Source organism: Jeotgalicoccus halotolerans, assembly GCF_003387165.1.
GTDB lineage: Bacteria > Bacillota > Bacilli > Staphylococcales > Salinicoccaceae > Jeotgalicoccus > Jeotgalicoccus halotolerans.
Genome location: NZ_QUMW01000011.1, coordinates 162982 through 186758 on the forward strand (window position 1 = coordinate 162982; position 23777 = coordinate 186758).

Sequence of the window (23777 nt, forward strand, 5' to 3'; positions counted from 1 at the left end):
GACCGTTTCGTTTAACTTTCAGTATTTGATTGTGCCCCGCGTTTGCCAACCATCAGCATATAAAAAATACCTGCTAAAACAATCGGCACAATCAGCCACAGGTACATGCCGCTGTAGCCGACAAATGGCACGATCAGCCCTAAAAACACCGGGCCGAAACCGAGCCCGATTTCCAGAATAATAAAGAAAGTCGATGTTGCCAGACCGACATTCTCCTTCGGCGCCACGTTAACACAAATAATTTGCGCAGCCGACTGAAAATTCCCGAAACCGAGCCCGATAATAAAGCCGGCAATTAAAACGACAGTTCCCGCTGAAGTGCTCCCGAGCAGGAAGAATCCGATTGCCATCAGGATAAACGTCGGGTAAATAACAACGTTTGGCCCTTTCTGGTCGATGATGCGTCCTGTAAACGGCCGCGTCAACAGCACTGCCGCCGCATAGACGATAAAGAAGAAGCTTGCTGCGGCAACTACATCGATTTCAATAGCGTAAGTGTTCAAAAATGACAGCACACTTGAATACGCCAGCCCCATTAAGAAAACCGGCATCAGCATCCGGAGGGAATTTTTTTCTATCAGCACAAATTTTTCAGGCTTGACCGCCGTTTCTTTTGTGACGTTATTTATTTTAATCAGCGGAATCATCAGCACGACAAGCAGCATTAAAATACCGACATAAATTAACATCGTGTCAAATGAAATCTGCTCGAGCAGCAGAAACGCCATAAATGGACCCGCCGCACTCGCAACCACCATGCTTAAACTGAAATAACTGATTCCTTCACCTCGGCGTTCTTCAGGCACGGATATCGTTGCCAGCGTATTCAGCGCTGTACTGATCATCCCTGTTGCGATACCGTTTAACAGCCGTGTCACGATTAAAAATGTTAAACCGAAGTCAAAGAAGTATAAAATATAAGTTAAAAAGTAAAGTACTGTTCCCCCGAGCATAATTTTACGAGCCCCGAGATGATTAATCTGATAACCTGTAACTCCGCGGCCCGCCAGTACACCGACGATAAAAATACTGGCTGCAAAGCCCGCGATACTCGGATTGACATCGTATTTTTGAATCGCATAGTTTCCGACTGTGACCAGAGTTGAATACATTGCACCCATTAAAATAAAATGGAAGGCAAAAATTGCTGTAAATTCTTTCGTCCATATTTTAGGCGCATAAGAACTTGTCGACATGTTATTCCTTCTTTCATAAAAATTAAAAAACCAGTATTAAAAATATACTGGTCAGTCAAAAGTTACATATTTTTTATTACGCTCTTTCATGTTTCCTATGAATCGTTCGTACAGTGCATTCTGCTCCTCATTCAGCACCGGATAATCCTTCAAGACGGCCCCTGAGTCACGGAGCGCATTCAACGCCCGTTTTTCAACTTCTTCAATTGAAAAATCGGCATTCAGCAGTTCATTTAAAGAAGCCATATGATCCGGATTAATAACCGGATATATAAACTTCGTGCTGTCAACTGCATGCGCATGGCGGTAAAATTCTTTCATCATTAAGGCCCGTTCCGAGCCGCTGCCTGTAACACATAAGTATATCTGCACTGCGACACCGTCTTTGATGCGGCGCTGTGAAATCCCTGCAAACTTTTTGCCGCCGATGCTTAAATCATAAGAACCGGGACAGTAACTTGCGGAAATTTCGTACGCTTCAATCTTTCCTTCCGGAAACATTTTTGTTACCAGCTCTGTCATTATATCATAGCCTTTTTCTATGTATGGAAAATCTGCTTTCGGCAACACCAAAGAGATATTCAATATGCCCTCATCGAGAACGACACCTAAACCGCCGCTGTTGCGCACGATATAGTCGAAACCCGCATCAGAGATATAATTCAGGCCGTACGGCAGTTTCGGCAGCCTCGCATCCTGCAGGCCTAATATGATATAAGGCGAATGTACCCAAAAGCGTATTTTAGGCACATTGTCTTCACTGATCTGATGTTGCAGAAAGTCATCAAAAGCAAATGATTCAAACGGATGCCGGGTCCGCAGCCTGCCGATGACTTCCACCGTCCTGTTAAACAATTCAGCTGTCATGACGATTCGCCATTACCTGTGTTGCTGTAAATAAAGCCAGATTGTATACTTCTTCAGTCGTCGTACCGCGCGACAGGTCGTTAACCGGTTTATTCAAACCTTGCAGAATCGGTCCGTAAGCTTCAAAACCGCCTAAACGCTGAGCAATTTTATAGCCGATATTACCTGCTTCTAGCGACGGGAAGATAAATACATTCGCTTTTCCTTCAAGCGGTGACTTCGGAGATTTTTTCTCTGCCACACTCGGAACAAAAGCTGCGTCAAACTGCAGCTCGCCGTCAATCAGTGTATCCGGAAGTTTATCTTGTGCGTATTCAGTCGCGAGACGAACTTTTTCCGCTTCTTCTGTTTTCGCAGATCCTTTTGAAGAAAAGCTTAAGAGCGCAACGCGCGGTGTAATCCCGAAACTCATCGTCGTTTTTGCCGTTTCAACTGCGACTTCCGCAAGCTCTTCGGCAGTCAGGGTCGGATTGATCGCACAATCTCCCATCACATACAGTTCATCGCCGCGGCGCATAAAGAAAATACCGCTCGTTTTCGATACGCCTTCTTTTGTTTTAATAATCTGCAGCGCCGGCCGCACCGTGTCCGGTGTCGAATGCATCGCTCCTGACACAAGACCGTCGGCATAGCCCGTATGTACCAGCATGGTTCCGAAATAGTTTACATTTTCAATAATATCTTCAGCCTGTTCAAGCGTTACCTTGCCCTGTCTGACTTCAGAAAACTCTTCTGCGAGTTTATCGCTTAAATCCGATGTTTTCGGATTTAATATTTCCATTCCTTCTATATTAAGATTTTCTTCGTCCGCAATTTTCTTAATTTCATCGGCATTCCCGATAACAATCGGATGCACGTAGCTGTTTTTTAAATGCTCTGCTGCAGCAGTCAGAATTCTTTTATCTGTTCCTTCCGGAAATACAATTTTGATATTTTCACCATTTAAGTTATTTTTAAGATCCGTAATGAATTTACTCATTATATCCTCCTTGGCTACTTTACTTTAAATATATTATACGTGTTTTGTCACATCTTTTAAACAGAATCTCTTGTTAAAACGTTTTCCATTGGTCTAGAATAGAAGTAATGACTTAATTAAGGAGAGAGTAAGATGAGTGAACCGGTAAGTACTATAGATGGCTGGTACAGCTTACACCTGCTTTACAGCGTGGACTGGGCAGGTTTGCGCGTACTGGACAAAGAAGAAAGAAATGCGCTGACAGAAGAACTTCAGGCATTTTTAAACAGACAGGAAGAAGTGCATGAAAAACACGAAGGTGACTATGCATTTTACAACATCATGGGTCATAAGGCAGATATTATATTCTGGCTGCTGCGCCCGACTGCGGACGAGCTGATCAAGCTTGAACTTGAAATTAATAAACTCAGAGTTGCGGACTACTTAATTCCAACCTACTCATACGTATCTATTATTGAAATGAGCAGCTACCTCGGCGGTAATAAGACACCTGAGGAAATGATGGAAATCCCGCACATTCAGCAGAGATTATACCCTTCACTGGAAAAATCTAAATACATCTGTTTCTATCCAATGGATAAAAAGCGCGACCTTGAAGACAACTGGTACATGCTGCCGATTGAAGAACGCAAACAGCTGATGCGCGACCACGGCATGATTGGCCGCAAATACGCAGGCAAAATCAAGCAGTACATCACAGGTTCACAAGGTCTCGATAAATACGAATGGGCAGTAACACTCTTATCAGATGATATGCTCGAATTCAAAAAGATTATCTACGAAATGAGATTCGATGAAACAAGCGCGCGCTACGGCGTCTTCGGCGACTTCTACGTTGGCGGACACATTCCGAACGACGCAGTTGCTGACTATTTCGGATAAATTATATTATTTTGAAGCGGCTCCCGGTGACGGGGCCGTTTTTTTGGTAGTTTGGTTATTTAGTTGTTTGGCAGCGGGTATGCGGTGTTTTGGGATTTGCGGTCGTATGAAGCCGGCTCATGTGACCGTAAAAATATCTGCAGGCCGATGAAGCCGGCTCATGTGACCGTAAAAATATCTGCGAGCCGATGAAGCCGGCTCATGTGACCGTAAAAATATCTGCGGCCCGATGAATTCGGCTCATGTGACCGTAAAACAAACAGCTGCTGCAAAACAGAGCTAAGTTTTATGTCATTGTTGTTTAAATTTGAGTAATCCTGTCTTTGTACCGTTGTGTTTCTCTAATTTTGGCGATTACTTCAGCAACCTCCGCATACTTTAATTTATATGCAGTATTTCTCCCCTGACCTGTAATGTCGCAATGTTTTTTCAAAACCTTATAAACAGCTGTCCTGCTGATCTGAAAATCAATAAAGTACAACAAAGCCGATCTTGTCATCGGCACTCCGCTAAACAAAATCTCGAAATCTCCCATTGCTCTCAGCAAGTGAGTTTCGTTACTCTCGACAGAGCTGCAGCGATTACAGCTCATTTGAAATCTCCCTTTATACAAATCAAATGTTTTACACTGTCCGCAATACAATCCCCGGCGTATTTGAAAGATATCTGCCGATTCATTAAAATATGGATTTTCTACGGCATTTTCCTGAATGATTTCAGCGATGTTCATCGCATTAGCACTCAGTCTTTCGTCTTTAAACTGTCTGAAGTATTTTCTCATATAATTGCGCAAAACCGTCTTCTTCAAGACATACTGATTTTCGGTTGCGAGCCTGAAATCGTCATTAGGAAATATTAGATTCCCTTCCACTTCAAAATTTAAACGGCACTCATTTCTCAGCTTCTTCAGCCTTCCCTTCGCTCTGCTCAATTGGGCAAACGCATTGTCAGAGAGTTCGCGTCCATTTTTATACCAGTTATTATTCTCAAACCGGTAATCACCCGAAATATTTTTAACCTCGTTCACCACCACACGATTCCCGGAAATAATAATACTGTCATACTGTGCAGCAGCTTTTCCCGCAGACAGATAAATATCCCGTAAAATAAAAATATTCTCATGTCCAATTTCATCGAATATCTTATCGTATAGACATTCACCTTCGTAGCCTTTTTGAAGCGTTCTCAAAATGTACATTTCATCTGCCGATAAATTACTCCTTAAATCCAGCGCCTTCCAATACAAAAGTTCCTTTGGTGCTTTACGATTATTTAAAAACATTCCATTTCCTCCTTTATAAAATAAAAGTCCCCCTACCCTATATATAGGGGAAAATGGCGTTTTCACTTTTTTTCGTTCATGTAAATACGATTTTTGTAAAACTGGGAGCAAAATCACTCAAAGCTCCTTACTTTTGGAAGTTTTTTTCAAACAGCTGTTTTCACACAATAAACCGCGTCCAATACGTTTTTCTAACTGATTAGTTTTACGATATGAGATAATGGTTATATACAAGTATCTATCATTTAGGAGGTAAACTTATGGGACGTTTATTTAAACGTGCGGCAATTTTTATCGCACCAATTATTATAAATAAAGTTGTACAGAAGTTTCTTAACAAAGATGACAAATCTTCTTCAAAAGGGAAGAGAAGAAAATAAGACAAGATAAAAACCACCTAACTTATGTTAAGTGGTTTTCTGTATGTCTGTATAAAGGAAGATAAATATGCTCACTCAAATATCACCAAACGTTTATATTCTGCCGTTCGACAGTCACCGAGACCGTCCGAATCTCGGCTACATACACGGCGAAAAATACAGCGTACTCGTCGATGCGGGCAATTCAGAAGCACATCTCACGGCGATGCTTGTGGCCATTGAAGAAGCGGGTCTGCCCGCACCGAAAATTGCTCTGATTACCCACTGGCACTGGGATCATACTTTCGGAATGCACGCTTTTCCCGGCACGACAATGACTCATATCAAAACTAACGAAATCCTGAACACAATCACTGAATGGGAGTGGGCGCCGAAAGCCATGGCAAAACGTCTGGAAACCGGTGAAGAATGTGAATTCTGCGATACCCATATGCAAATCGAATACGATAATGTTAATGACATTAAAGTCGTGACAGCGGACATTGAATTCAGCGGCGATTTAACGCTGAATTTAGGCAGGGTCACAGTCGAAGTGACACCGGTCACTAACCCGCATTCCGATGACGGTGCAATCGTCTTTATTCCGGAAGATAAAGTGCTCTTCGCCGGCGATGCCGACACGGGCGATTTTTACAAACTGGACGGCGGATATGATGCGGACAAATTTTACTCTTACATTAAAACCGTCGACAAAGTGCCTTACGAAACTTATATTCACGGGCATCTCGCTCCAATGACGCGCCTGGAAGTGTCCAAGCTCAGAAAAGAAATTGAAGAGGAAGAACTATAAAAAAAGCATCTCCAAAAGGAGAAGCTTTTTTAAATTTCCGCTTTATTAAATACCGCTGTCGACAGCAGGAACATGAGTATTGAAACAGCTGCAGTAATTAACAGTGCCGGCAGCACATCGCTCACTATCATTTCTCCTGTCAGCAATCCCGCATTGGAAGTGATTAAATATTGAGGCAGATATTCCGCCGCGGGCGGATAAATACTCGTAATAATCATAAGTATAACTACGGAGAGCACTGTGAATAATACTCCAAGAAAACTCGTTCTGAATATCGCTGAAGAGAGCATAATGATACTGATTAGAAATATACCGTATACCCATGTTAAACTGAAGGCTACCAGTATGTTTTCAAGCTCATCATCCCAGTAATATATTGTATACAGATATGCTGTGACAGCACCGGCCGCGTAAGCAGCTGTCCACATCAGGACTGTATATGAAAATTTCACGAGCATTACATTATGCCGCCTCAATCCTTTTGTTAAAAGGTTCACGAGGGTATTTCTCGAGAATTCATTCGTCAGTATACTGCCCGTAATAATGACCAAAATCGGCAGTCCGAGCTGATTCATATTGCCGAAAAACTGTGTATATGCATCCAGTGCTGCCACTGGAGGAGGTTCAAACGAAATCCTTGCGTCTTCCATGACCAGTTCCATGATGTCTGGCATTAAGAGCGCCGTCAGTGGGCTGATGATTCCGATAATGATAAATACTGTCAGAAGCACAAACAGCTTGAAGTTCCTTACAGATTCCATAATTTCCTTTTTAAAAAGGGCGGAAAGCTGATTCATGACGTCACCTCCATATATACATCTTCCAGCGACTTCTTCTCTCTCGCTATACGCTCAGGGTAAATCCCTTTATGCTGCAGTACTTTATATACCTTTTGAAGTGCCTGGTTTTCCGCCCGGTAGGTGGACTCTCCAAGATAAGTAAATTCCATCTCATCCTTCAGCAGCTCAAATTCTTCTAGTGAAATCTCCAGTGTAATTCCTTTATCGCCAAGACTTTCATGCAGATTAATTTCTTCCACAACACTGCCTTTATAAAGAATACCTGCCGTATCGCATATTCTCTCCACATCGGATAAGATATGCGTCGAAAATATAACCGTCGTTTCTGCAGTAATTCGTTTTAAAATATTAAGTATTTCAATCCGTCCTTTTGGATCTAAGGCACTCGTCGGTTCATCACAAATCAATAATCTCGGCTTATTTATCAGCGCCTGAGCAATGCCGAGGCGCTGTTTCATTCCCCGCGAGTACGTTTTAATTTTAGAAGATACTTGACTCAGACCTACCAGTTCAAGCAGTTCTCTGATTCTCGGCTTGCGTTCCTTCTTACTTATATTTGTTATTTCCGCACACAAATTTAAGTACTCTTCTGCTTTCATATAACCGTAAAATTCAGGTACATCTGGTAAATAACCGATATAGTCATTAGTATCTGTTCTGCCAAACGTTACTTTCTTCCCGCACACTTCAATCTCACCGGAGTCAGGTTTCAAAAGACCCAGTATCATCTTCATCGTCGTCGTTTTACCTGTACCGTTGTTTCCGATAAATCCGTATATCGTATGTTCTTTAACAGTTAAATTCAAATTATCGATGACTGTTTTTCCGTTAAACGATTTACTCAGCTTGTCAATCTTCAATATATTCATATTATCGACGCTCCAGTACAAAATATAAAACCGGACCGAGCAGGTTCAAAAATACTGCAATTAGTATCCAGAACGGTTTATTTAAATATTTAAATTCTCTTTGCCTGATAATCATCACCAATGCTGTAATCATCAATACAGCCTGAAGCAGTATTAACGGTATGAGAAAAGGCAGCAGTTCAGTTATATCTGTGTTCATGTCAATCCTCCTCCAGGTACAACTTCAAACTATGCAGTATATTTTTAAATACGATGTCATCTTTAAAGCCTTTAAATACTTCATTGTGTTCTACAGCAGCGATAAGCTGTTCTTTCGCTGTCGTTTTATTTACCGGAACTTCTTTGCCTAATTCAAAATCTTCTATCCAGTCATCAATTTCCGAAAAGAACTCATCACCGTGCAGATAATAATCTTCAGACAGATTCTTCACACTGGTTAAAAACTCTTTTAAATACAACAAGCTTTTTTCTTTATTATCCGTTGTTTTCATCGCCGCTGTAAGATAAAAATTCAAAGCTGTGTTCGGGTGAAGTTCCTTTAAATCAAAGGCGTGGTCAATTGCCGTTCCTTTTCCGATTAGTGATTCGATGTCATCGTGCATGTCAAAATACATCAGCATGGTTAAGTCACCCATCATAAAAATCAAGCTCTCGTAAACTTCAATTTGAATTGCTGCTTTTGCCTTAGCCATTTCACCATTCATTAAATAAGATTGTGCCAGCACTGTTCTCACCGGCAGCTTCGGTAATGTCGATTCTTTCAGCAATCCGATTACTTCCTGATGATTGTTTTCTTTAATCAATAATAATGCTTTAAAAAATACCATCTGCTCTTTCAAATGCAGTGAATCTGACTTCGATAAAACCCGTTCTATCAGTATCCTGATATACGCGATAGTTTCTTCTTTATCCTGAGTGAGATTTACATGGTTAACCAGCAAACCGGTCAATGACGTTAAAAATGGATAACAGCTGTAATAACGTTTGGCATAGTTTTTAACTTCATTTAAAACATCATCGTAATTTTCTGCACTGAATCTTCTTGACAAATCTGTGTAAATCATTCTGATCTGCTGTTTTGTTAACTGCGGAGAGAAATCGACCAGCTCATCAATTGAGATATCGAACAGCACCGCAAGCTCTCCCAGATAATTTACTTCAGGCAGTGCGTTTCCTCTTTCCCATTTGGATACAGCTGACTTGGAAATGTTTAAAAAATCAGCTAAGTTCTGCTGAGTATAGGCAATTCTTTTTCTATGCAGCAAAATATTTTCGCTTATATTTAATTTATTCATCTTCATCACCCTGTTTCTATTGTATAGTTGTCTTTACATTTTATGTATTACTTATGTATCCACTATTAACGTTTAAATCAACCAGAGGTTGACTCATATTTAATAAAAAAAAAGCAGAACCTGCATGGATTTCTGCTTCCTCATTTTTATATTTATTTACGTTCCATCACAAAATACAGGACCGGGCCGACAATATTAAAAACAATGACAATAATTATCCAGGCCGCTCTGTTTAAATATTTAAAACGCCGCTGCTGAATAATCATTGTTAAGGCAGAAATCATTAAAAGCAGCTGGAGTATCATTAACGGAATTAGAAATGGCAGCAGTTCCTTAACATTTATAATCATGTTAATCCCCCATTACCGTTATTTAATTATGTAAAATTGCTTATAATTATATATTACCCGCTATTAAAATTATCATACATGAAATAACAAAAGACACAGAATTCCACCGGAATTTCTGCGTCTTTTAAAACTTATTCCTTCCACTTCAATTCGACCAGCGGTCGTGTTAATGCCACCACCGGTCTGCTCGACAGCAGTATAACGATTAAAGCCGACAGCAGCACGAACCAGAAAGTCTCATACCAGTGGTTATACCAGAGAATATCAAACTCCCTGAACGGCTGAATGATAAAACCGTGCAGCAGATATACATATAATGCTTTCTCGCCTATTTTCGTCAGCCAGCCGAAATCGCCGGAAGGTATTAAAACAAGCGTGTTCACAATTAAAAGAGCAGCCTATACTAGCCTTGAAACGTGTAATATGGAAGCAGCAGCTTTTTATCAGCCGAATTTTACCGGTATATTTTTAACGACTCTGTAGGCCAGCCAGCTGTAGAGAGCAGTCAGCACGAGCAGTATTACGAAGCCAAGGTACACGGCCATATTGCCGATTGTTCCGAAATAGTTCAGCAAATCTTCATTGAAAATCAGCAGCATAATGGCCGCAATTCCGGCTAGAACAGAGAGCATGCCCGGCCAGAATCCTCTGTAAAACGCAGCTGCAATCAGAACACCCGCAGCCCAGAATAAGAGTCCGCTTAAGAAGTGGAATATCACATGTTCAAAGTCTGTTAAATGCTCAATATTTTCCGCGAACAGATAATCACCGGCGAAAGGTGTAAATGACAGTCCGAATGAGACAATTCCGACAACCGTCGTTATAAATACTGCGGTGACCAATCCCGTAATCATCATCGACTTATAAAAAGTTTTTCTCGATATTCCCATGTTTACCGCCCATTCCATAAACATCAGCACTGATATAATTGCCAGGACGAACAGATAGGTGCGGTTAGCTGTCATGCCGAAACCGAAAAATGCTGACATTCCCTCACTCGAAAAGATATGCGAGATAATATAGATAATCAGCAGAACACCGATATACCAGAGCGACCATACCGGAAAAATGCTCGTGAAAATTTTCGTCGTTTCTTTTAATTTAGCAGTCATAGTATCACGCCTCCTCTTTCTTTTTATCTGTCAGGCTGATAAACATCTCCTGCAGTTTCAATGGCGATATATCCAGATGGTCATCCTCTGCGATTTCCATCTCTTCAGGCGTTACTTTACCCAGCACCGTATCAATCTGCAGTGCCCCCAAAAACTTCACGTTGATTACATGCTTGTTTTTGGTAAACGCTCTGACTCTTTCCGCTTTGCCTGCAACAGTGTATCCTTTCTCAAGGAGTTCATATGTCGGCTCCTGCAGCATAATCTGTCCTTCATGCATCATAATAATTTCATCGAATAAGTGCTCCATTTCTGAAATAATGTGCGTTGAAAGAATAATAATTCGTTCCCCGCTTCCTTTTGCTTCAAGCACTTCGCTGTAAAACAATTCCCGGGTCGGTGCGTCCATACCGTTGGTGACCTCATCAAAAATTGTTACTTTAGATAATGATGCCAGACCAAGCGTTGCTGTCACTGCGGCCTGCTGTCCCTGCGATAAGGCGCTGTATGCTTTTTCTGTATCAATATCGAATTTTTCAAGCAGCCTATAGGCATATTCTTTGTCGAAATCATCGCGGAAAATAGAGCCGGATTCAATATATTCCGTCACCTTATCGTTTTCTGTCGAAGTATCTTTCGGGTTATACAGGAAATTGATGTGCTGCATCACTTCGTCCTGCTCGTACACTTTTTTTCCACCCAGCGTAATACTGCCCGCAGTCACTTTTCTGTACGATGCAATCAGCGACAGCAGGGTCGTCTTCCCTGCACCATTCCGCCCGAGCAGGCCGTATATTTTCCCGGGTGCGAGTTCAAAATTAATGTTGGTCAGAATAGTATCTTTTTTAATATCTAAATCTACGCCCTCTATTTTTAAGGTCATTATTTTTCACTCCTGTTCATATCGATCATTTTTTGTATATCGCTTTTGCTTAGATCCAGTTTCCCCGCTTCTTCAAGCATCGGTTTTAAATATTCTTCTACAAATCCTTCTCTTCTCTTTTCCAGCAGTTTGCCGCGTGCACCTTCTGAGACAAACATTCCTACGCCTCTTTTTTTGTATAATACGCCTTCTTCCACAAGTTCTGTTACACCTTTTGATACAGTTATATGATTCACTTTAAAATACGTGACAATTTCATTTGTCGACGGCACTTTGTCGTGTTCAACAAGTGTTTCGTCAATAATCTGATCGGCCAGCCAGTCCCTGATTTGCTCATAAATCGGTTTCTTCTCATTCAGCAGGTTCGACACACCGCAGCCTCCCTTCCACCGGATTTTTAAGTTACACGGTTATATATATGTGTATATAACTATATACTGTTGATGTGATTTGTAAACATTTTTCTTTAAAATTTTCAAAATAAAGAGCCGGACAAATTCGTCCGGCTCTCCAAGCGGTATTATAATTTTGCGATTCCAATAATTACGAGTGCCCAGCTGATGAGGAACATAACGCCTCCTATTGGCGTCACTGCACCCAGCACTGAGATACCTGTGAATGCGAGCACCATCAGTGACCCTGTAAAGAACACAATCCCCGCCGTCATAAACCATCCGGCTGCGGTTAGGAACTGCGCGCCTGTCACCTGGATTAAAATTCCGATAGCGATTAACCCAAGTGCATGGTAGAACTGATATTTCACTGCGGTTTCCCATATAGTTAAATAATGCTCGCTTAATTTCCCTTCCAGCGCATGCGCGCCGAAAGCGCCGCAGGCTACCGCGATAAATGCGTTAACGGCGCCTAAGATAACAAATAATTTCATGTAGTGAATGGACCTCCCGTTTTACTCTCTGTTTTTAATAAATATAAGATACAGCGGACTGGTGTAAAGAATCAAGCTGAAGATTATCATTAGAGGAAATGATTCCCATTAAAAATCAAAAATATCTCTGCCGTTACCATCATCATCCTCGTCCGCCGCCCGTTTGGCAACAGGGGTGCGGCGGATTGTCATATTATCTTCTAATTTCGGCTTTGGATCTGGCTGTTTATCATCTGAATCAGCCAGCAGCCCAAGCAGCTTCTGCATGGCGTAGGCATGCTTGGATACCTCGATACCCGCTTCTATAAACTCTAATTCTCTTTTTAATTCTGCTGCAATCTGCTTATTCATTCTTTTCACTCCAGTCAATCGGTCCGCGGCCGGCAGATTCGAGGTAAGCATTTGTCTGGCTGAACGGTTTTGAACCGAAGAAGCCTCTGAATGCAGAGAGCGGGCTTGGATGAACTGAAGTAATTATTTTGTGTTTATCAGTGTCGATTAACTTAACTTTTTTCTGCGCCGGTTTTCCCCAGAGTATAAAAACCACATGCTCAAGCTCTTCTGAGATCGTGCGGATAATATCGTCCGTGAACTGTTCCCAGCCGAGTCCGCGGTGAGAGTTTGCATCTCCCGCATCTACTGTCAGCACAGTGTTTAACAAGAGGACGCCTTCTTCGGCCCAGTCCGATAAATTACCTGTTGTCCTGACGATACCGAGGTCGCTCTCGAGCTCCTTATATATATTTCTGAGTGAAGGCGGAATTTTAACGCCTTCGTTCACTGAAAATGCAAGACCGTGCGACTGGCCTTTCCCGTGATATGGATCCTGTCCCAAAATTACAACTTTAATACTTTTAAATGGTGTTAGTTCAAAGGCGGTGTACACCTGTTCTTCCGGCGGATAAACTTCGCCCTTTCTGTAGCGTTCATTTAATGTCTGTCTCATCGTTGTGAAATCGTGATTATTCGTAATGCTGCGAAAAATTTCTTCCCAGCTTAAATCTGCCATTTTTAACGCACCTCCATACTAAAACTTTATTATATCATCGTTGTAAGCAATGCTCTAGAATTACACCGCTAATTATAGTAAAATGACAATATCTATCAGTACAATTAGGGGGAAATAAAATGACACTTGCAAAAACGTTAACAATAGCCGGGACAGACGTCAGCGGCGGCGCTGGAATCGCAGCAGATTTAAAAGCTTTTCAGGAGCATGAAACATACGGCTTCAGTGTTTTAACCACTGTAGTTTCAATGGAACCATCAACCTGGTCTCACCGCGTGAGCCCAATACCAATAGAAGATGTTAAAAATCAGCTCGAAACAGCACTTTCTTTAAATCCCGATGTAATTAAAACAGGGATGCTGCCTTCAGAAGAAGTTGTAGAACTTTCGAAGGAAGCTTTTTTAAATTCAAATGCCAAACATTTTGTTGTCGACCCTGTTATGGTTTGTAAAGGCGACGATGAAGTCCTGAACCCCGGCCTTGTGGAATCAATGATTGAAAACCTGATTCCTAATGCAACAGTCGTCACACCGAACCTGGTTGAAGCGGGACACCTCGCGGGTGTTAAAACTCCGCGCACACTTGATGAAATCAAAGAAGCTGCTAAAGCAATTCATGCTAAAGGTGCGAATTATGTTGTCGTTAAAGGCGGCACGGGCATCGAGGGTGATTCGGCAATCGACGTCTTTTACGATGGCACAGAACTTCACCTGCTCGAATCAAAAAAATTCGATACTGCCTTTAACCACGGCGCGGGATGCACATTTGCAGCATCCATCGCAGCTAATCTTGCGAATGGTAAAGAGCCGCTAGAAGCAGTGCAGCTTGCTAAAGCTTTCGTCACCAGCGCAATCAAAAACGGCTGGCAGATGAATGAGCATGTCGGTGTTGTCAGACATGGCGCCTACAATTCAGTAGAAAAGATCGAAGTTACAAATAAAGTATTGAACTAAGAAAGAGATAGCTTGCTATCTCTTTTAATATGATAGCTGATATTATAATTATAGGAGTTTTCTATTCATGGAAATGAAGAAAATATTAAAACAGGATGTCCAGAAAATCTTAGCAGGATATGAAAATACACCGGTCTACTTACATGTTGAAATAACAAGCGGCATGTACGCAAGTCACCTGGATGATAATATCTTTAATGCGGGAACCTTCCTGCGCAATATTCAGGTCGAATTCATTCAGGCAACTATCCGCGGCGGCAACCGCTCAAAAGAGCACCGTGTCGGGCTAAAACTTGCTAACGGCGGCTGGGTTTACGTTCTCGGATTAACGCATTATATCGAGGGCGAGAACGGGGAGTTTATCATGCACGGCTTTAACGCCGAAGGCAAACTCGCTTCAGCGCTTGAAATTTCAACGAAACCATTCTTTAAGTAGGAGGAAATCACATGGATTTTTCACAGGAAAATCACGTACTTGTTGTTTTCCCGCATCCCGATGATGAAGCATTCGGTGTCAGCGGAACAATAATGAAATACAGAGAAGCGGGAGTCCCTGTCACATACGCCTGCCTGACGTTCGGTGATATGGGACGGAACCTCGGCTACCCGCCGTTTGCAACACGCGAATCGCTGCATTCTATCCGTAAGGCCGAAGTTGAGGAATCAGCACGTATTATGGGTGTTGATGATCTCCGCCTGCTTGGATTCAGAGACAAAACTCTCGAGTTCGAAGAGCATGGTAAACTTAAAGGTGTCATTACCGATTTAATTGCCGAGCTCGCACCGACGCGTATTATTACATTTTATCCAGGCTATTCAGTCCATCCGGATCATGAGGCTACTGCAGATGCTGTAATAGAAGCACTGACGGACATCTCTTTGGATAAACGTCCGGCGCTCCAGCTTGTTGCCTTTGATAACCGGACTTTCGATGATCTCGGCGAACCGGATATCGTTATTGATATTGCCGGCTATACAGAACGGAAACTGGATGTTATGGCCGCTCATCGTTCGCAAACAGGCAAGCTGCTCGAAGATCTTGCTGCAGATACCCAGCAGGGCGAGGATGCCAGAGAACGATGGATGAGGTACGAGAACTTTTACAGTTACGAAATTGATTAAGGAGCATTATAAATGGAAGAATTTGACTTGACGACGAGAGAAGGTCGTTTTAAATATTTTGGTTCAGTTGACCCTGTTGAAGGCACTAAACCAAAAGTTAAAGAAGATATGGCAGATTTACAAAACTCACGTAAAGACTTCCTTTTTGAAGTCGATTCTGTCGGCATTAATAATTTATCTTACCCTGTAGTCATCGGTGATTTCCAGTCAGTCGGCAACTTTGAGCTGGCAACCAGTCTTGAAAAAGATGAAAAAGGCATCAATATGAGCCGTTTAATCGAATCTCTGGAAACTGTCAACAGCAACGGTGTGCCGCTCGATTTTGACACAATTAAAGAACTCCTGTCGAAATTGCGCGACCGCATGAAACAGAATTCAGCAGAACTGACTGTCGACGGTAAATGGTTCTTTAACAAGCCTGCACCGGGTACAGGCTTAAATGCGGTAGCAAACGCGGATGTTGTGTATTCTGCAGCATTCGACGGAGAATCATTTACGCGCAAGCAATTCGGCATGACAGCCCAGGTGACTACACTGTGCCCATGTTCGAAAGAAATCAGCGAATACAGTGCACATAACCAGCGCGGTAATGTTAAGGTCCTCATCGATATCGATGACAGCGCCGAGCTCCCAGCGACTTATAAAGAAGATTTATATGAAATTCTTGAAATTAACGCATCGAGCCAGCTCTATCCGATTTTAAAACGTACAGACGAGAAAATGGTCACAGAACGCGCTTATGAAAATCCGCGCTTCGTCGAAGATTTAATCCGTCTGGTGGCCTATGACTTAGTCGAGCTGGACTGGGTGAAGGGCTTCGAACTTGAATGCCGCAATGAAGAAAGCATCCACCAGCACGACGCATTCAGCCGATTAAAATATCAAAAATAGTTTGATTGTGAGACCGGAACCTTTGAGTTTCGGTCTTTTATTATGGCGAGGAAATGATTGCTTGAAGCTCGCCGAAGCTGACAAACAAAAAACTCCCCGAGTCCGCAGACAGCGGTCTCAAAGGGAGTTCTTCTTACTCCTGCGTAAATTTCTAAAAAATGTCTTCAGCATCTCACTGCAGTCTTCCTGCAGCACACCGCTCACCACATCTGCACGATGGTTAAACCGCGGTTCGTCCAGCAGGTTCATCAGACTGTCGACGGTGCCGCCTTTCGGATCCGGCGCGCCGTAAACTACGAGAGGCACCCGCGACATTATTATCGCGCCGGAGCACATCACACATGGTTCCAGCGTAACATATAGTGTGCAGTCTTCCAGTCTGAATGAGCCGACGGCTTCAGATGCTGCCTGAATCGCGAGCAGTTCTGCGTGAGTTACGGGATTCTGGGTAGTTTCGCGCAGGTTATGTGCCCGGCTGATTATTTCACCGTTTTTGACGATAACCGCGCCAATAGGCACTTCTCCTAGAGCTTCTGCTTTATTTGCTTCTTCAATCGCAGCCTTCATAAATACTTCATGCATCGAGAATGAACTTCCCGTCTGCATCGTAGAGATCCATAATACTGTCGACTATCTTGTCCGCTCCAGTCAGGTGCTCAAGCTGGCCGGTGCCGCTCAGCACGCCGATGGTGTATAAGCCTTCATCGTAGCCGAGCATTGTATCTGCAGCGTTATCCCCCACCATCACAAGATCTTCAATTGCATATTGGTGTTTATCAATAAAGTCTTTAATAAAACCGAATTGCGGTTTGTGATAATCGTTATCATCGCCGCAAATCACATCAAATATATACGGCTGCAGCTCGAATTTCTCGATAAATCTAAGCGTCGAGTCCCTGCTGTCACTCGTCACGATTACATTTTTATAACCGTTGTTTAAACCGTGTTCCAGCACTGTTTCAACACCGTCGATCAGCACCATATCATCAGCGAGCATCTGAAGATTGGATTCATAAAAAGATTTCGCCCATTCTCCGCCGCCCTGTCTGAATGATTCAAAGACTTTGTGAATATCGCTGCCGGTACCTGAGGCAATCGTCGAGTTTGCTTTAATTTCCTCATCAATGTATCCCAGTTCCTCGGCAACTTCCGACTTTATATCATGTGCATTAAAATCTTTTGCAAACTCGTCTATGCATTTTTTTGCATACGGTGTCCACAGTTTATGAAAATTTAACAGTGTCCCATCCTTATCGTATAAAATGATACGGTCCATTCGTCACCCTCCACGAACCGGACGGGACATTTTCTAAATTCCCGCCGGGTTCTTCTCCTGTATCGCTTCTATCATTGTATCAGTCATTTTATCTAAATCAAAAGATGTCTTGAAACCCCATTGGCGCTTCGCTTCAGATGCATCAAGGTTATCCGGCCAGCTTTCTGCGATGCCCTGTCTGACAGGATCAACATCATAGCTGAGTTCAAAATCAGGATAATGACGGCGGATTGATGCCGCCACCATTTCCGGTTCGAGGCTCATACTCGTTACGTTAAAGGCATTGCGGTTTTCCAGTTTGCTGCTGTCCGCTTCCATCAGGTCAATAATGGCCTGAATCGCATCGTCCATATACATCATATCCATAAAAGTATCTTTACCGATAAATGATGTGTATTTACCGTTTTTCACCGCTTCAAAATAAATTTCCACAGCATAGTCTGTCGTACCCCCGCCCGGCTCTCTCACGTGCGAAATCAGTCCCGGGAAACGCACGCCGCGCGTATCCACGCCGAACTTATCGAAGTAATAATCACACAGCAATTCGCCGGTTACTTTGTTCACCCCGTACATCGTAGTCGGACGCTGAATTGTTGTCTGCGGCGTATCTTTTTTTGGCGTCGTCGGGCCGAAAGCGCCGATTGAGCTCGGTGTAAAGAACTGCAGATTAAGTGTGCGGGCTGTTTCCAGTGCATTAACCAGACCGCCCATATTAATATTCCATGCGATCATCGGATCCTTTTCACACGTTGCACTCAAAAGCGCAGCAAGGTGCATAATCGTATCTGCTTTAAATTCTTTGACAGTACGTTCCATCGCTTCGCGGTCTGTGACATCCAGAATTTCGAAAGCTTTGCCTTCGAGCGGTGAATCCACAGGTTCTTTAATATCTGTCGGCAGAACATTATCCTCACCGTAAATCTCTCTTAATTTAACGGTTAACTCTGTACCAATCTGTCCGAGCGCCCCTGTAACTATAATTCGTTCCATGATTGTTTCCCCTTATCGAAAAATTTATATTTTAGTTAATAATTCCCATTTCCCGGCCGACTTTCGCGTATATTTCAAGCGCCTGGTCGAGCATTTCTTTCGTGTGTGCTGCTGTCGGCATGTTTCTGACACGTCCCGTACCTTTCGGCACTGTCGGGAAGACGATTGATTTTGCATAGACACCTTCTTCTTTCAAACGCTTGGAGAATTGCTGAGCCTTCTTCTCGTCACCGATAATACAAGGTGTAATCGGTGTTTCCGAGTTGCCGATTTCAAAGCCTAAATCTTTCAGGCCGGCTTTCAGATAGTCGCCGTTTTCCCATAATTTATCGTGCAGCTCAGTTGAAGCCATTAAAGTTTTAACCGCTTCAGTAATTGCTTTCGTATCTCCTGGTGTTAACGATGTCGAGAATAAGAACGGGCGCGCCGCAACTTTCAGGTAATCGATCAGGTCCTGAGAGCCTGCCACGTAGCCGCCGACCACCCCGATAGCTTTCGATAAAGTACCCATCTGAAGATCGATTTCTTTTTCCAGACCGAAATGTTTAACCGTACCGGCACCTTTGCCCATAACGCCTGAACCGTGCGCGTCGTCGACATATGTGATTAAATCGAATTCTTTTGCGATTTCCACAATTTCAGGAAGCTTCGCCACATCTCCGTCCATTGAGAAGACACCGTCGGTAATATACATTACTTTTTTATAAAGACCTGATTCCACCGCTTCTTTTGCTTTGGCGCGCAGGTCGTCCATATCCGAGTGATTGACACGGATAATTTTAGCTTTGGATAAACGGCAGCCGTCAATAATAGATGCATGGTTTAATTCATCCGATAAAATCGCATCTTCTTTATTCATTACTGCCTGTATTGCCGCCATATTACAGTTGAATCCCGACTGGAAAGCAACTGCTGCTTCAGTCCCTTTGAATTCTGCAAGGGTATTTTCCAGTTCCACATGAAGATCCAGCGTACCGTTAATCGTACGTACCGCTCCTGCGCCTACACCGTGTGATTTAATTGCTTCTATCGCTGATTTTTTTAATTTTTCGTCCGTTGCAAGACCTAAATAGTTGTTAGACGATAAGTTAATCAGGCTTTTGCCTGCTACCGTAATTTCAGGTCCGTTTGCACCTTCTACTACATCTATCTCATTGTACAGACCGTTGTCCTTTAAATACTCAAGATTTGTTTGTAAATACTGTTCTAATTTTTGTGACATATACGTCCCCTCCTTACTTAACATTTTAGCATATCTAAGCGCTTTCTTTGAATGATATCAAATTGTTTATATTGTTGTAATTTTCTAACTTTTAAGCTTTATATATTTTAAACTCAGGTCCGCTCTGATAATATGAATAGAAAATAGTTATGGAGGTTCAATCATGAGTATTAGAGATATCGCATCATCAAAACTTCCCGGGATGGTCACGGCGAGACGCCACATGCATATGCACCCGGAAGTATCATTTAAAGAAAAAGAAACCTACCAGTTTATTCTAGGTAAACTTAAACAGCATCCTGAATTAAACATTCGGGAAAATGTCGGGAAAAACGATGAAAACGAAGGTGCCGGTATCGTTGCCTCGATTGGCTCGGGCAGTCCGCATATTGCCGTCCGTGCTGACTTTGATGCACTTCCGATTGAAGACCAGAAAGATGTACCTTATAAATCGCAAAATCCAGGGGCTATGCACGCCTGCGGACACGACGGGCATACGAGTACCCTTTTAGGCCTTGTGGACGCTGTAGTGGCTAATAAAGACAATTTAAGCGGCACTGTATCTTTTATCTTCCAGTACGGCGAGGAAGAACAGCCGGGAGGCGCCAGAGCAATGGTCGATGACGATGCGCTCGCCGGTGTCGATAAAGTCTACGGCCAGCATTATTGGAGCCAGTTCGCGACACATGAAGTGCAGACGAAACCAGGCGCAATGATAGCGAGCCCCGACGGTTTCTACATAACACTCCAGGGTTCCGGCGGGCATGCTGCATATCCGGACCTGACGGTTGATCCGATTGTCGTCGCCGCAGAACTGATTACCAATTTACAGACCGCTGTAGCGCGCCAGATTTCGCCGATTGAGAATGCAGTCGTTACTGTAGGCAGCGTGCGCGGCGGAGATGCGTTTAATGTCATTCCTGATACTGTCAGAATTACGGGTACTGTCCGTACGTTTAAACAGGAAGTTAAAGAAAAAATTTATGAAATTTTCAAACAGGAAGTGGAATATACAACTAAAAAACGAGGCGCTTCTGCAGATATGGAATATAAATTTGGCTACCCTGCTGTAATTAATCATGAAGAAGAAGCTCAGCTTATTGCCGATGCGGCGAAAGAGCTTGGGCTTCCTTACAAAGAGGCCGACCCTTTAATGATCGGTGAAGATTTCTCTTATTATATTTTAAATAAGCCAGGTGCTTTCTTCTACACAGGTACCGGCAATGAAGAAAAGAAAACAACGCCTGCCCACCATACAGATATGTTTGATATCGACGAAGATGCAATGGAAACAGCATTGATGATGTTCATGAAAATTTTAGAAAAAGAATCGGTGATTAAATGGACGTAAAATCAATTGAATCTGCAGTCGAAGAGAATTACAACGGGATGGTCCAGCTGCGCAGGCATCTGCATATGTATCCGGAGTTGTCGTTTAAAGAAGTTCATACACCTGCCTATATCGCAGATTATCTGCGCAGTCTCTCCATCGATGTCCGTGAAGGTGTCGGCGGGCGCGGCGTGGTCGGCAGACTGATTGTGGATGAATCGCTTCCGACCGTCGCATTAAGAGCGGATTTCGATGCACTGCCGATTCAGGACTTAAAAGACACACCGTATAAATCTACAGTTCCGGGCGTGATGCACGCATGCGGACACGATGCTCATACGGCGATTGTTCTTACCGCAGCTAAAATTCTGAGCAGCATGAAAGATACATTGAAAGGCAATATCGTGTTCATTCATCAGCACGCCGAAGAAGTAGATCCCGGCGGAGCCATTCAAATGATTGCAGACGGCTGCCTCGACGGCGTCGATGCCATCTTCGGCCAGCACGTGACTACATCGCTGGATGTTGGAAAAATCGGCTATAAATACGGCACTGCGACCGGCATCCCCGATGACTTTACCATCACTTTAAAAGGACGCGGCGGCCATGCTTCGCGTCCGCACGATACAATTGATCCGGTCGCAGCCGGCATTGCGCTCTGCAATCAGCTTCAATATGCTGTAACAAGACGCACAAATGCCATGGACTCCGTCGTTTTGTCGATTACGATGTTTAAGGCCGGCAATCAGCATAACGTCATTCCGGATGAAGTAACTATCGGCGGAACCATCCGCTCGTTCAATCACGACATGCAGGAAACTATGATTAAAGAGCTCAACAGGACGCTTGAAGGTCTGGTCAGAACGACTGGTGTATCATTCGATCTCGACTATATGAAGGGCTATCCGCCTGTAGTCAATGATGACAGAATGACAGATATCGTAGTAGAAAGTGCGGACAAAATTTCCACTGTCAACGAAACAATCAGACTTGAACCGGATCTCGGCGGCGAAGATTTCTCTTATTATCTGCAGCGCGTTCCGGGAACATTCTTCTATACCGGCGTTAAAAACTCAAGCTTTAAAGCAGATTTCCCTCATCACCATGCTCATTTTGATATCGATGAAAAAGGAATGGTCAATGCGGTAAGCATCATGCTTGAATCTGTATTTACATATTTAGAAAAGGAGTCACGATAATGGATATAAAACAACTAATCAACGACCGCTATGATTCGATGGTGGATCTTCGCAGATATATGCATCAGCATCCTGAAATCTCTTTTCAGGAAATGAATACGAAAAAATGGATTTACGATCAAATAAAGGGTCTCGGCCTCGATATCAGACAGGATGTCGGAGGAAACGGGATCGTTGCAAGGCTTCAGGTAAATGATGAGTTTGAAACGGTCGCACTGCGTGCAGACTTTGATGCGCTGCCGATAAACGATGAAAAAGACGTGCCGTATAAATCTACAGTTCCGGGCGTGATGCACGCATGCGGACACGATGCACATACAGCTATGCTGATTACGATGGCTAAAATTTTGTCAGAACATAAAGATAAGCTGCCGGTCAACGTCGTATTTTTACATCAGCATGCCGAAGAGCTGCTGCCGGGCGGAGCCAAGGCTATGATTGAAGATGGTGCGCTCGACGATGTCGATTATGTATTCGGTACTCACGTTTCTACTAAATTTCCTGTCGGTACTATTAAATATAACTACGATACGATGTACGCGAATGCGGACTCGTTTAAAATTACCGTTAACGGCCTCGGCGGACACGGTGCGACACCTCAGGTGACTCATGATCCAATTGTTGCCTCGGCATCGATGATTCAGCAAATACAGACGATTGTATCACGTTCTGTAAGCCCTCTTGACTCGGCAGTTGTGACAATCGGCGCATATAATGCCGGCTCAGTGTTCAATGTTATTCCCGGCAAGGCAGAAATTAAAGGAACCTTCAGAACTTACACTGAGGACGTAAGACAAACAGTAGCTAAACGACTGGAACAGATCTGCCTCGGCATCAGTACAAGTTTTAATGTTAATGCCGATCTCGAAATTATGTACGGCTATCCGTCGATGAAAAACGATCATGCTCTCTTAGACTACGTTACAGGTAATGTCAGGGAAGATGCAGCGTTCGTTTCAGGGGTTGAAGAAGTGGGGCCTGCAATGGGCGGAGAAGACTTCTCCTACTTCATCCAGGAAAAACCCGGTTGTTATTTCTACACCGGTGTCAGAAACAGCGAGAAAAAAGCCGATATCCCTCATCACAATCCTATGTTCGACATTGATGAAGAAGGAATGAAAACAGGGGTTGAAACACTGCTGAAAGCAGTACTGAACTTTGATAAAAGATAAAATAACATTTAAATAGGCACAAAAAAGGAGCTGAGATATAAA

29 protein-coding genes are annotated in these 23777 nt (G+C 43.1%); 9 read left to right on the top strand and 20 right to left on the bottom strand.

All coding sequences use genetic code 11. From position 1 onward, the window contains the following. Positions 1-11: 11 nt before the first annotated feature. From DFR63_RS07005 to pta, 3 genes are read right to left on the bottom strand one after another with little or no spacing between them, the layout of a single operon-like run. Entirely contained in the window at positions 12-1196 is a 1185-nt protein-coding gene (locus DFR63_RS07005) for an MFS transporter (RefSeq protein ID WP_115885225.1), read from the bottom strand. A 51-nt stretch (positions 1197-1247) separates the two neighbouring features. Continuing rightward, positions 1248-2063, bottom strand: a complete 816-nt coding sequence (locus DFR63_RS07010; protein WP_115885226.1) for a lipoate--protein ligase family protein — start codon at positions 2061-2063, stop codon at positions 1248-1250. Then, a complete protein-coding gene (gene pta, locus DFR63_RS07015; RefSeq protein ID WP_115885227.1) occupies positions 2053-3042 on the bottom strand; it encodes a phosphate acetyltransferase in 990 nt (329 codons plus the stop codon). Before pta ends, DFR63_RS07010 begins: the two co-directional genes overlap by 11 nt. 132 nt (positions 3043-3174) lie before the next feature. Here pta and hemQ point away from each other — a divergent pair, with 132 nt between their 5' ends. Then, positions 3175-3924, top strand: a complete 750-nt coding sequence (gene hemQ, locus DFR63_RS07020; RefSeq protein WP_115885228.1) for a hydrogen peroxide-dependent heme synthase — start codon at positions 3175-3177, stop codon at positions 3922-3924. A 301-nt stretch (positions 3925-4225) separates the two neighbouring features. On the opposite strand, the gene DFR63_RS07025 is transcribed toward hemQ, so the two are convergent. Further along, positions 4226-5323: a nuclease-related domain-containing protein gene (locus DFR63_RS07025; protein WP_147302204.1), complete on the bottom strand. Its 1098-nt coding sequence runs from the start codon at positions 5321-5323 to the stop codon at positions 4226-4228. Between the two features lie 330 nt (positions 5324-5653). On the opposite strand from DFR63_RS07025, the gene DFR63_RS07030 reads away from it, so the two are divergent. Then, on the top strand, positions 5654-6376 hold the full coding sequence (locus DFR63_RS07030) for an MBL fold metallo-hydrolase (RefSeq protein ID WP_115885230.1): 723 nt from the start codon (positions 5654-5656) through the stop codon (positions 6374-6376). 29 nt (positions 6377-6405) lie between these two features. On the opposite strand, the gene DFR63_RS07035 is transcribed toward DFR63_RS07030, so the two are convergent. From DFR63_RS07035 to DFR63_RS07090, 12 genes are all read right to left on the bottom strand, one after another. Further along, positions 6406-7173, bottom strand: a complete 768-nt coding sequence (locus DFR63_RS07035; RefSeq protein WP_115885231.1) for an ABC transporter permease subunit — start codon at positions 7171-7173, stop codon at positions 6406-6408. Continuing rightward, on the bottom strand, positions 7170-8045 hold the full coding sequence (locus tag DFR63_RS07040) for an ABC transporter ATP-binding protein (RefSeq protein WP_115885232.1): 876 nt from the start codon (positions 8043-8045) through the stop codon (positions 7170-7172). Before DFR63_RS07040 ends, DFR63_RS07035 begins: the two co-directional genes overlap by 4 nt. Position 8046: 1 nt before the next feature. Continuing rightward, on the bottom strand, positions 8047-8244 hold the full coding sequence (locus DFR63_RS07045; RefSeq protein ID WP_115885233.1) for a PLDc N-terminal domain-containing protein: 198 nt from the start codon (positions 8242-8244) through the stop codon (positions 8047-8049). Between the two features lies 1 nt (position 8245). Beyond that, positions 8246-9340, bottom strand: a complete 1095-nt coding sequence (locus DFR63_RS07050; RefSeq protein WP_162842304.1) for a helix-turn-helix domain-containing protein — start codon at positions 9338-9340, stop codon at positions 8246-8248. 152 nt (positions 9341-9492) lie between these two features. Next, positions 9493-9690 carry a PLDc N-terminal domain-containing protein gene (locus DFR63_RS07055; protein ID WP_115885235.1) on the bottom strand — a complete coding sequence of 66 codons (198 nt, stop codon included), beginning with the start codon at positions 9688-9690 and terminating at the stop codon, positions 9493-9495. 131 nt (positions 9691-9821) lie between these two features. Further along, complete coding sequence (locus tag DFR63_RS07060) at positions 9822-10073, bottom strand: hypothetical protein (RefSeq protein ID WP_115885236.1); 252 nt, start codon at positions 10071-10073, stop codon at positions 9822-9824. A gap of 60 nt (positions 10074-10133) precedes the next feature. Further along, on the bottom strand, positions 10134-10802 hold the full coding sequence (locus tag DFR63_RS07065) for a hypothetical protein (protein WP_115885237.1): 669 nt from the start codon (positions 10800-10802) through the stop codon (positions 10134-10136). A 4-nt stretch (positions 10803-10806) separates the two neighbouring features. Next, positions 10807-11685: an ATP-binding cassette domain-containing protein gene (locus DFR63_RS07070; protein ID WP_115885238.1), complete on the bottom strand. Its 879-nt coding sequence runs from the start codon at positions 11683-11685 to the stop codon at positions 10807-10809. Further along, positions 11685-12056, bottom strand: coding sequence for a GntR family transcriptional regulator (locus DFR63_RS07075; protein WP_115885239.1), 372 nt, complete (start codon positions 12054-12056; stop codon positions 11685-11687). The genes DFR63_RS07070 and DFR63_RS07075 overlap by 1 nt, the downstream gene beginning before the upstream one ends. A 149-nt stretch (positions 12057-12205) precedes the next feature. Then, positions 12206-12571, bottom strand: coding sequence for a DUF423 domain-containing protein (locus DFR63_RS07080; RefSeq protein WP_115885240.1), 366 nt, complete (start codon positions 12569-12571; stop codon positions 12206-12208). Between the two features lie 108 nt (positions 12572-12679). Continuing rightward, positions 12680-12922: a hypothetical protein gene (locus tag DFR63_RS07085; RefSeq protein ID WP_115885241.1), complete on the bottom strand. Its 243-nt coding sequence runs from the start codon at positions 12920-12922 to the stop codon at positions 12680-12682. Next, a complete protein-coding gene (locus DFR63_RS07090; RefSeq protein ID WP_115885242.1) occupies positions 12915-13580 on the bottom strand; it encodes a uracil-DNA glycosylase in 666 nt (221 codons plus the stop codon). Before DFR63_RS07090 ends, DFR63_RS07085 begins: the two co-directional genes overlap by 8 nt. Positions 13581-13699: 119 nt before the next feature. On the opposite strand from DFR63_RS07090, the gene thiD reads away from it, so the two are divergent. The 4 genes from thiD to folE2 all read left to right on the top strand — a co-directional run bounded on the left by thiD (position 13700) and on the right by folE2 (position 16546). Further along, entirely contained in the window at positions 13700-14533 is an 834-nt protein-coding gene (thiD, locus tag DFR63_RS07095; protein ID WP_115885243.1) for a bifunctional hydroxymethylpyrimidine kinase/phosphomethylpyrimidine kinase, read from the top strand. A gap of 73 nt (positions 14534-14606) precedes the next feature. Beyond that, entirely contained in the window at positions 14607-14969 is a 363-nt protein-coding gene (locus DFR63_RS07100) for a DUF1806 family protein (protein WP_115885295.1), read from the top strand. Positions 14970-14980: 11 nt separating this feature from the next. After that, entirely contained in the window at positions 14981-15655 is a 675-nt protein-coding gene (gene bshB2, locus DFR63_RS07105; protein WP_115885244.1) for a bacillithiol biosynthesis deacetylase BshB2, read from the top strand. 12 nt (positions 15656-15667) lie between these two features. After that, positions 15668-16546, top strand: coding sequence for a GTP cyclohydrolase FolE2 (gene folE2, locus DFR63_RS07110; protein WP_115885245.1), 879 nt, complete (start codon positions 15668-15670; stop codon positions 16544-16546). Between the two features lie 117 nt (positions 16547-16663). On the opposite strand, the gene tadA is transcribed toward folE2, so the two are convergent. Genes tadA through DFR63_RS07130 form a run of 4 tightly spaced genes read right to left on the bottom strand, consistent with a single transcriptional unit; the run spans position 16664 to position 20034 of the window. Next, entirely contained in the window at positions 16664-17128 is a 465-nt protein-coding gene (tadA, locus tag DFR63_RS07115) for a tRNA adenosine(34) deaminase TadA (RefSeq protein WP_115885246.1), read from the bottom strand. Further along, on the bottom strand, positions 17121-17822 hold the full coding sequence (locus DFR63_RS07120) for an HAD family hydrolase (protein WP_115885247.1): 702 nt from the start codon (positions 17820-17822) through the stop codon (positions 17121-17123). The genes tadA and DFR63_RS07120 overlap by 8 nt, the downstream gene beginning before the upstream one ends. 33 nt (positions 17823-17855) lie before the next feature. Next, the gene (locus DFR63_RS07125; RefSeq protein WP_115885248.1) at positions 17856-18812 is read right to left on the bottom strand and encodes an NAD-dependent epimerase/dehydratase family protein; all 957 of its coding nucleotides are present in this window, start codon (positions 18810-18812) and stop codon (positions 17856-17858) included. Positions 18813-18843: 31 nt separating this feature from the next. Then, a complete protein-coding gene (locus tag DFR63_RS07130; RefSeq protein WP_115885249.1) occupies positions 18844-20034 on the bottom strand; it encodes a glycine C-acetyltransferase in 1191 nt (396 codons plus the stop codon). 163 nt (positions 20035-20197) lie between these two features. Here DFR63_RS07130 and DFR63_RS07135 point away from each other — a divergent pair, with 163 nt between their 5' ends. Genes DFR63_RS07135 through DFR63_RS07145 form a run of 3 tightly spaced genes read left to right on the top strand, consistent with a single transcriptional unit; the run spans position 20198 to position 23735 of the window. Then, entirely contained in the window at positions 20198-21385 is a 1188-nt protein-coding gene (locus DFR63_RS07135) for a M20 metallopeptidase family protein (RefSeq protein WP_115885250.1), read from the top strand. Next, positions 21376-22563, top strand: coding sequence for an amidohydrolase (locus tag DFR63_RS07140; protein ID WP_115885251.1), 1188 nt, complete (start codon positions 21376-21378; stop codon positions 22561-22563). The genes DFR63_RS07135 and DFR63_RS07140 overlap by 10 nt, the downstream gene beginning before the upstream one ends. Then, positions 22563-23735, top strand: coding sequence for a M20 metallopeptidase family protein (locus tag DFR63_RS07145; RefSeq protein ID WP_115885252.1), 1173 nt, complete (start codon positions 22563-22565; stop codon positions 23733-23735). The genes DFR63_RS07140 and DFR63_RS07145 overlap by 1 nt, the downstream gene beginning before the upstream one ends. Positions 23736-23777: the final 42 nt, after the last annotated feature.

Excerpts from the sequence above, each read along its gene's own strand:
- DFR63_RS07005 (WP_115885225.1), bottom strand. The coding sequence starts at position 1,196 with ATGTCGACAAGTTCTTATGCGCCTAAAATATGGACGAAAGAATTTACA.
- DFR63_RS07010 (WP_115885226.1), bottom strand. The coding sequence starts at position 2,063 with ATGACAGCTGAATTGTTTAACAGGACGGTGGAAGTCATCGGCAGGCTG.
- pta (WP_115885227.1), bottom strand. The coding sequence starts at position 3,042 with ATGAGTAAATTCATTACGGATCTTAAAAATAACTTAAATGGTGAAAAT.
- hemQ (WP_115885228.1), top strand. The coding sequence starts at position 3,175 with ATGAGTGAACCGGTAAGTACTATAGATGGCTGGTACAGCTTACACCTG.
- DFR63_RS07030 (WP_115885230.1), top strand. The coding sequence starts at position 5,654 with ATGCTCACTCAAATATCACCAAACGTTTATATTCTGCCGTTCGACAGT.
- DFR63_RS07035 (WP_115885231.1), bottom strand. The coding sequence starts at position 7,173 with ATGAATCAGCTTTCCGCCCTTTTTAAAAAGGAAATTATGGAATCTGTA.
- DFR63_RS07040 (WP_115885232.1), bottom strand. The coding sequence starts at position 8,045 with ATGAATATATTGAAGATTGACAAGCTGAGTAAATCGTTTAACGGAAAA.
- DFR63_RS07045 (WP_115885233.1), bottom strand. The coding sequence starts at position 8,244 with ATGAACACAGATATAACTGAACTGCTGCCTTTTCTCATACCGTTAATA.
- DFR63_RS07050 (WP_162842304.1), bottom strand. The coding sequence starts at position 9,340 with ATGAATAAATTAAATATAAGCGAAAATATTTTGCTGCATAGAAAAAGA.
- DFR63_RS07055 (WP_115885235.1), bottom strand. The coding sequence starts at position 9,690 with ATGATTATAAATGTTAAGGAACTGCTGCCATTTCTAATTCCGTTAATG.
- DFR63_RS07065 (WP_115885237.1), bottom strand. The coding sequence starts at position 10,802 with ATGACTGCTAAATTAAAAGAAACGACGAAAATTTTCACGAGCATTTTT.
- DFR63_RS07070 (WP_115885238.1), bottom strand. The coding sequence starts at position 11,685 with ATGACCTTAAAAATAGAGGGCGTAGATTTAGATATTAAAAAAGATACT.
- DFR63_RS07080 (WP_115885240.1), bottom strand. The coding sequence starts at position 12,571 with ATGAAATTATTTGTTATCTTAGGCGCCGTTAACGCATTTATCGCGGTA.
- DFR63_RS07085 (WP_115885241.1), bottom strand. The coding sequence starts at position 12,922 with ATGAATAAGCAGATTGCAGCAGAATTAAAAAGAGAATTAGAGTTTATA.
- DFR63_RS07090 (WP_115885242.1), bottom strand. The coding sequence starts at position 13,580 with ATGGCAGATTTAAGCTGGGAAGAAATTTTTCGCAGCATTACGAATAAT.
- thiD (WP_115885243.1), top strand. The coding sequence starts at position 13,700 with ATGACACTTGCAAAAACGTTAACAATAGCCGGGACAGACGTCAGCGGC.
- DFR63_RS07100 (WP_115885295.1), top strand. The coding sequence starts at position 14,607 with ATGAAGAAAATATTAAAACAGGATGTCCAGAAAATCTTAGCAGGATAT.
- bshB2 (WP_115885244.1), top strand. The coding sequence starts at position 14,981 with ATGGATTTTTCACAGGAAAATCACGTACTTGTTGTTTTCCCGCATCCC.
- folE2 (WP_115885245.1), top strand. The coding sequence starts at position 15,668 with ATGGAAGAATTTGACTTGACGACGAGAGAAGGTCGTTTTAAATATTTT.
- tadA (WP_115885246.1), bottom strand. The coding sequence starts at position 17,128 with ATGCATGAAGTATTTATGAAGGCTGCGATTGAAGAAGCAAATAAAGCA.
- DFR63_RS07120 (WP_115885247.1), bottom strand. The coding sequence starts at position 17,822 with ATGGACCGTATCATTTTATACGATAAGGATGGGACACTGTTAAATTTT.
- DFR63_RS07125 (WP_115885248.1), bottom strand. The coding sequence starts at position 18,812 with ATGGAACGAATTATAGTTACAGGGGCGCTCGGACAGATTGGTACAGAG.
- DFR63_RS07130 (WP_115885249.1), bottom strand. The coding sequence starts at position 20,034 with ATGTCACAAAAATTAGAACAGTATTTACAAACAAATCTTGAGTATTTA.
- DFR63_RS07135 (WP_115885250.1), top strand. The coding sequence starts at position 20,198 with ATGAGTATTAGAGATATCGCATCATCAAAACTTCCCGGGATGGTCACG.
- DFR63_RS07140 (WP_115885251.1), top strand. The coding sequence starts at position 21,376 with ATGGACGTAAAATCAATTGAATCTGCAGTCGAAGAGAATTACAACGGG.
- DFR63_RS07145 (WP_115885252.1), top strand. The coding sequence starts at position 22,563 with ATGGATATAAAACAACTAATCAACGACCGCTATGATTCGATGGTGGAT.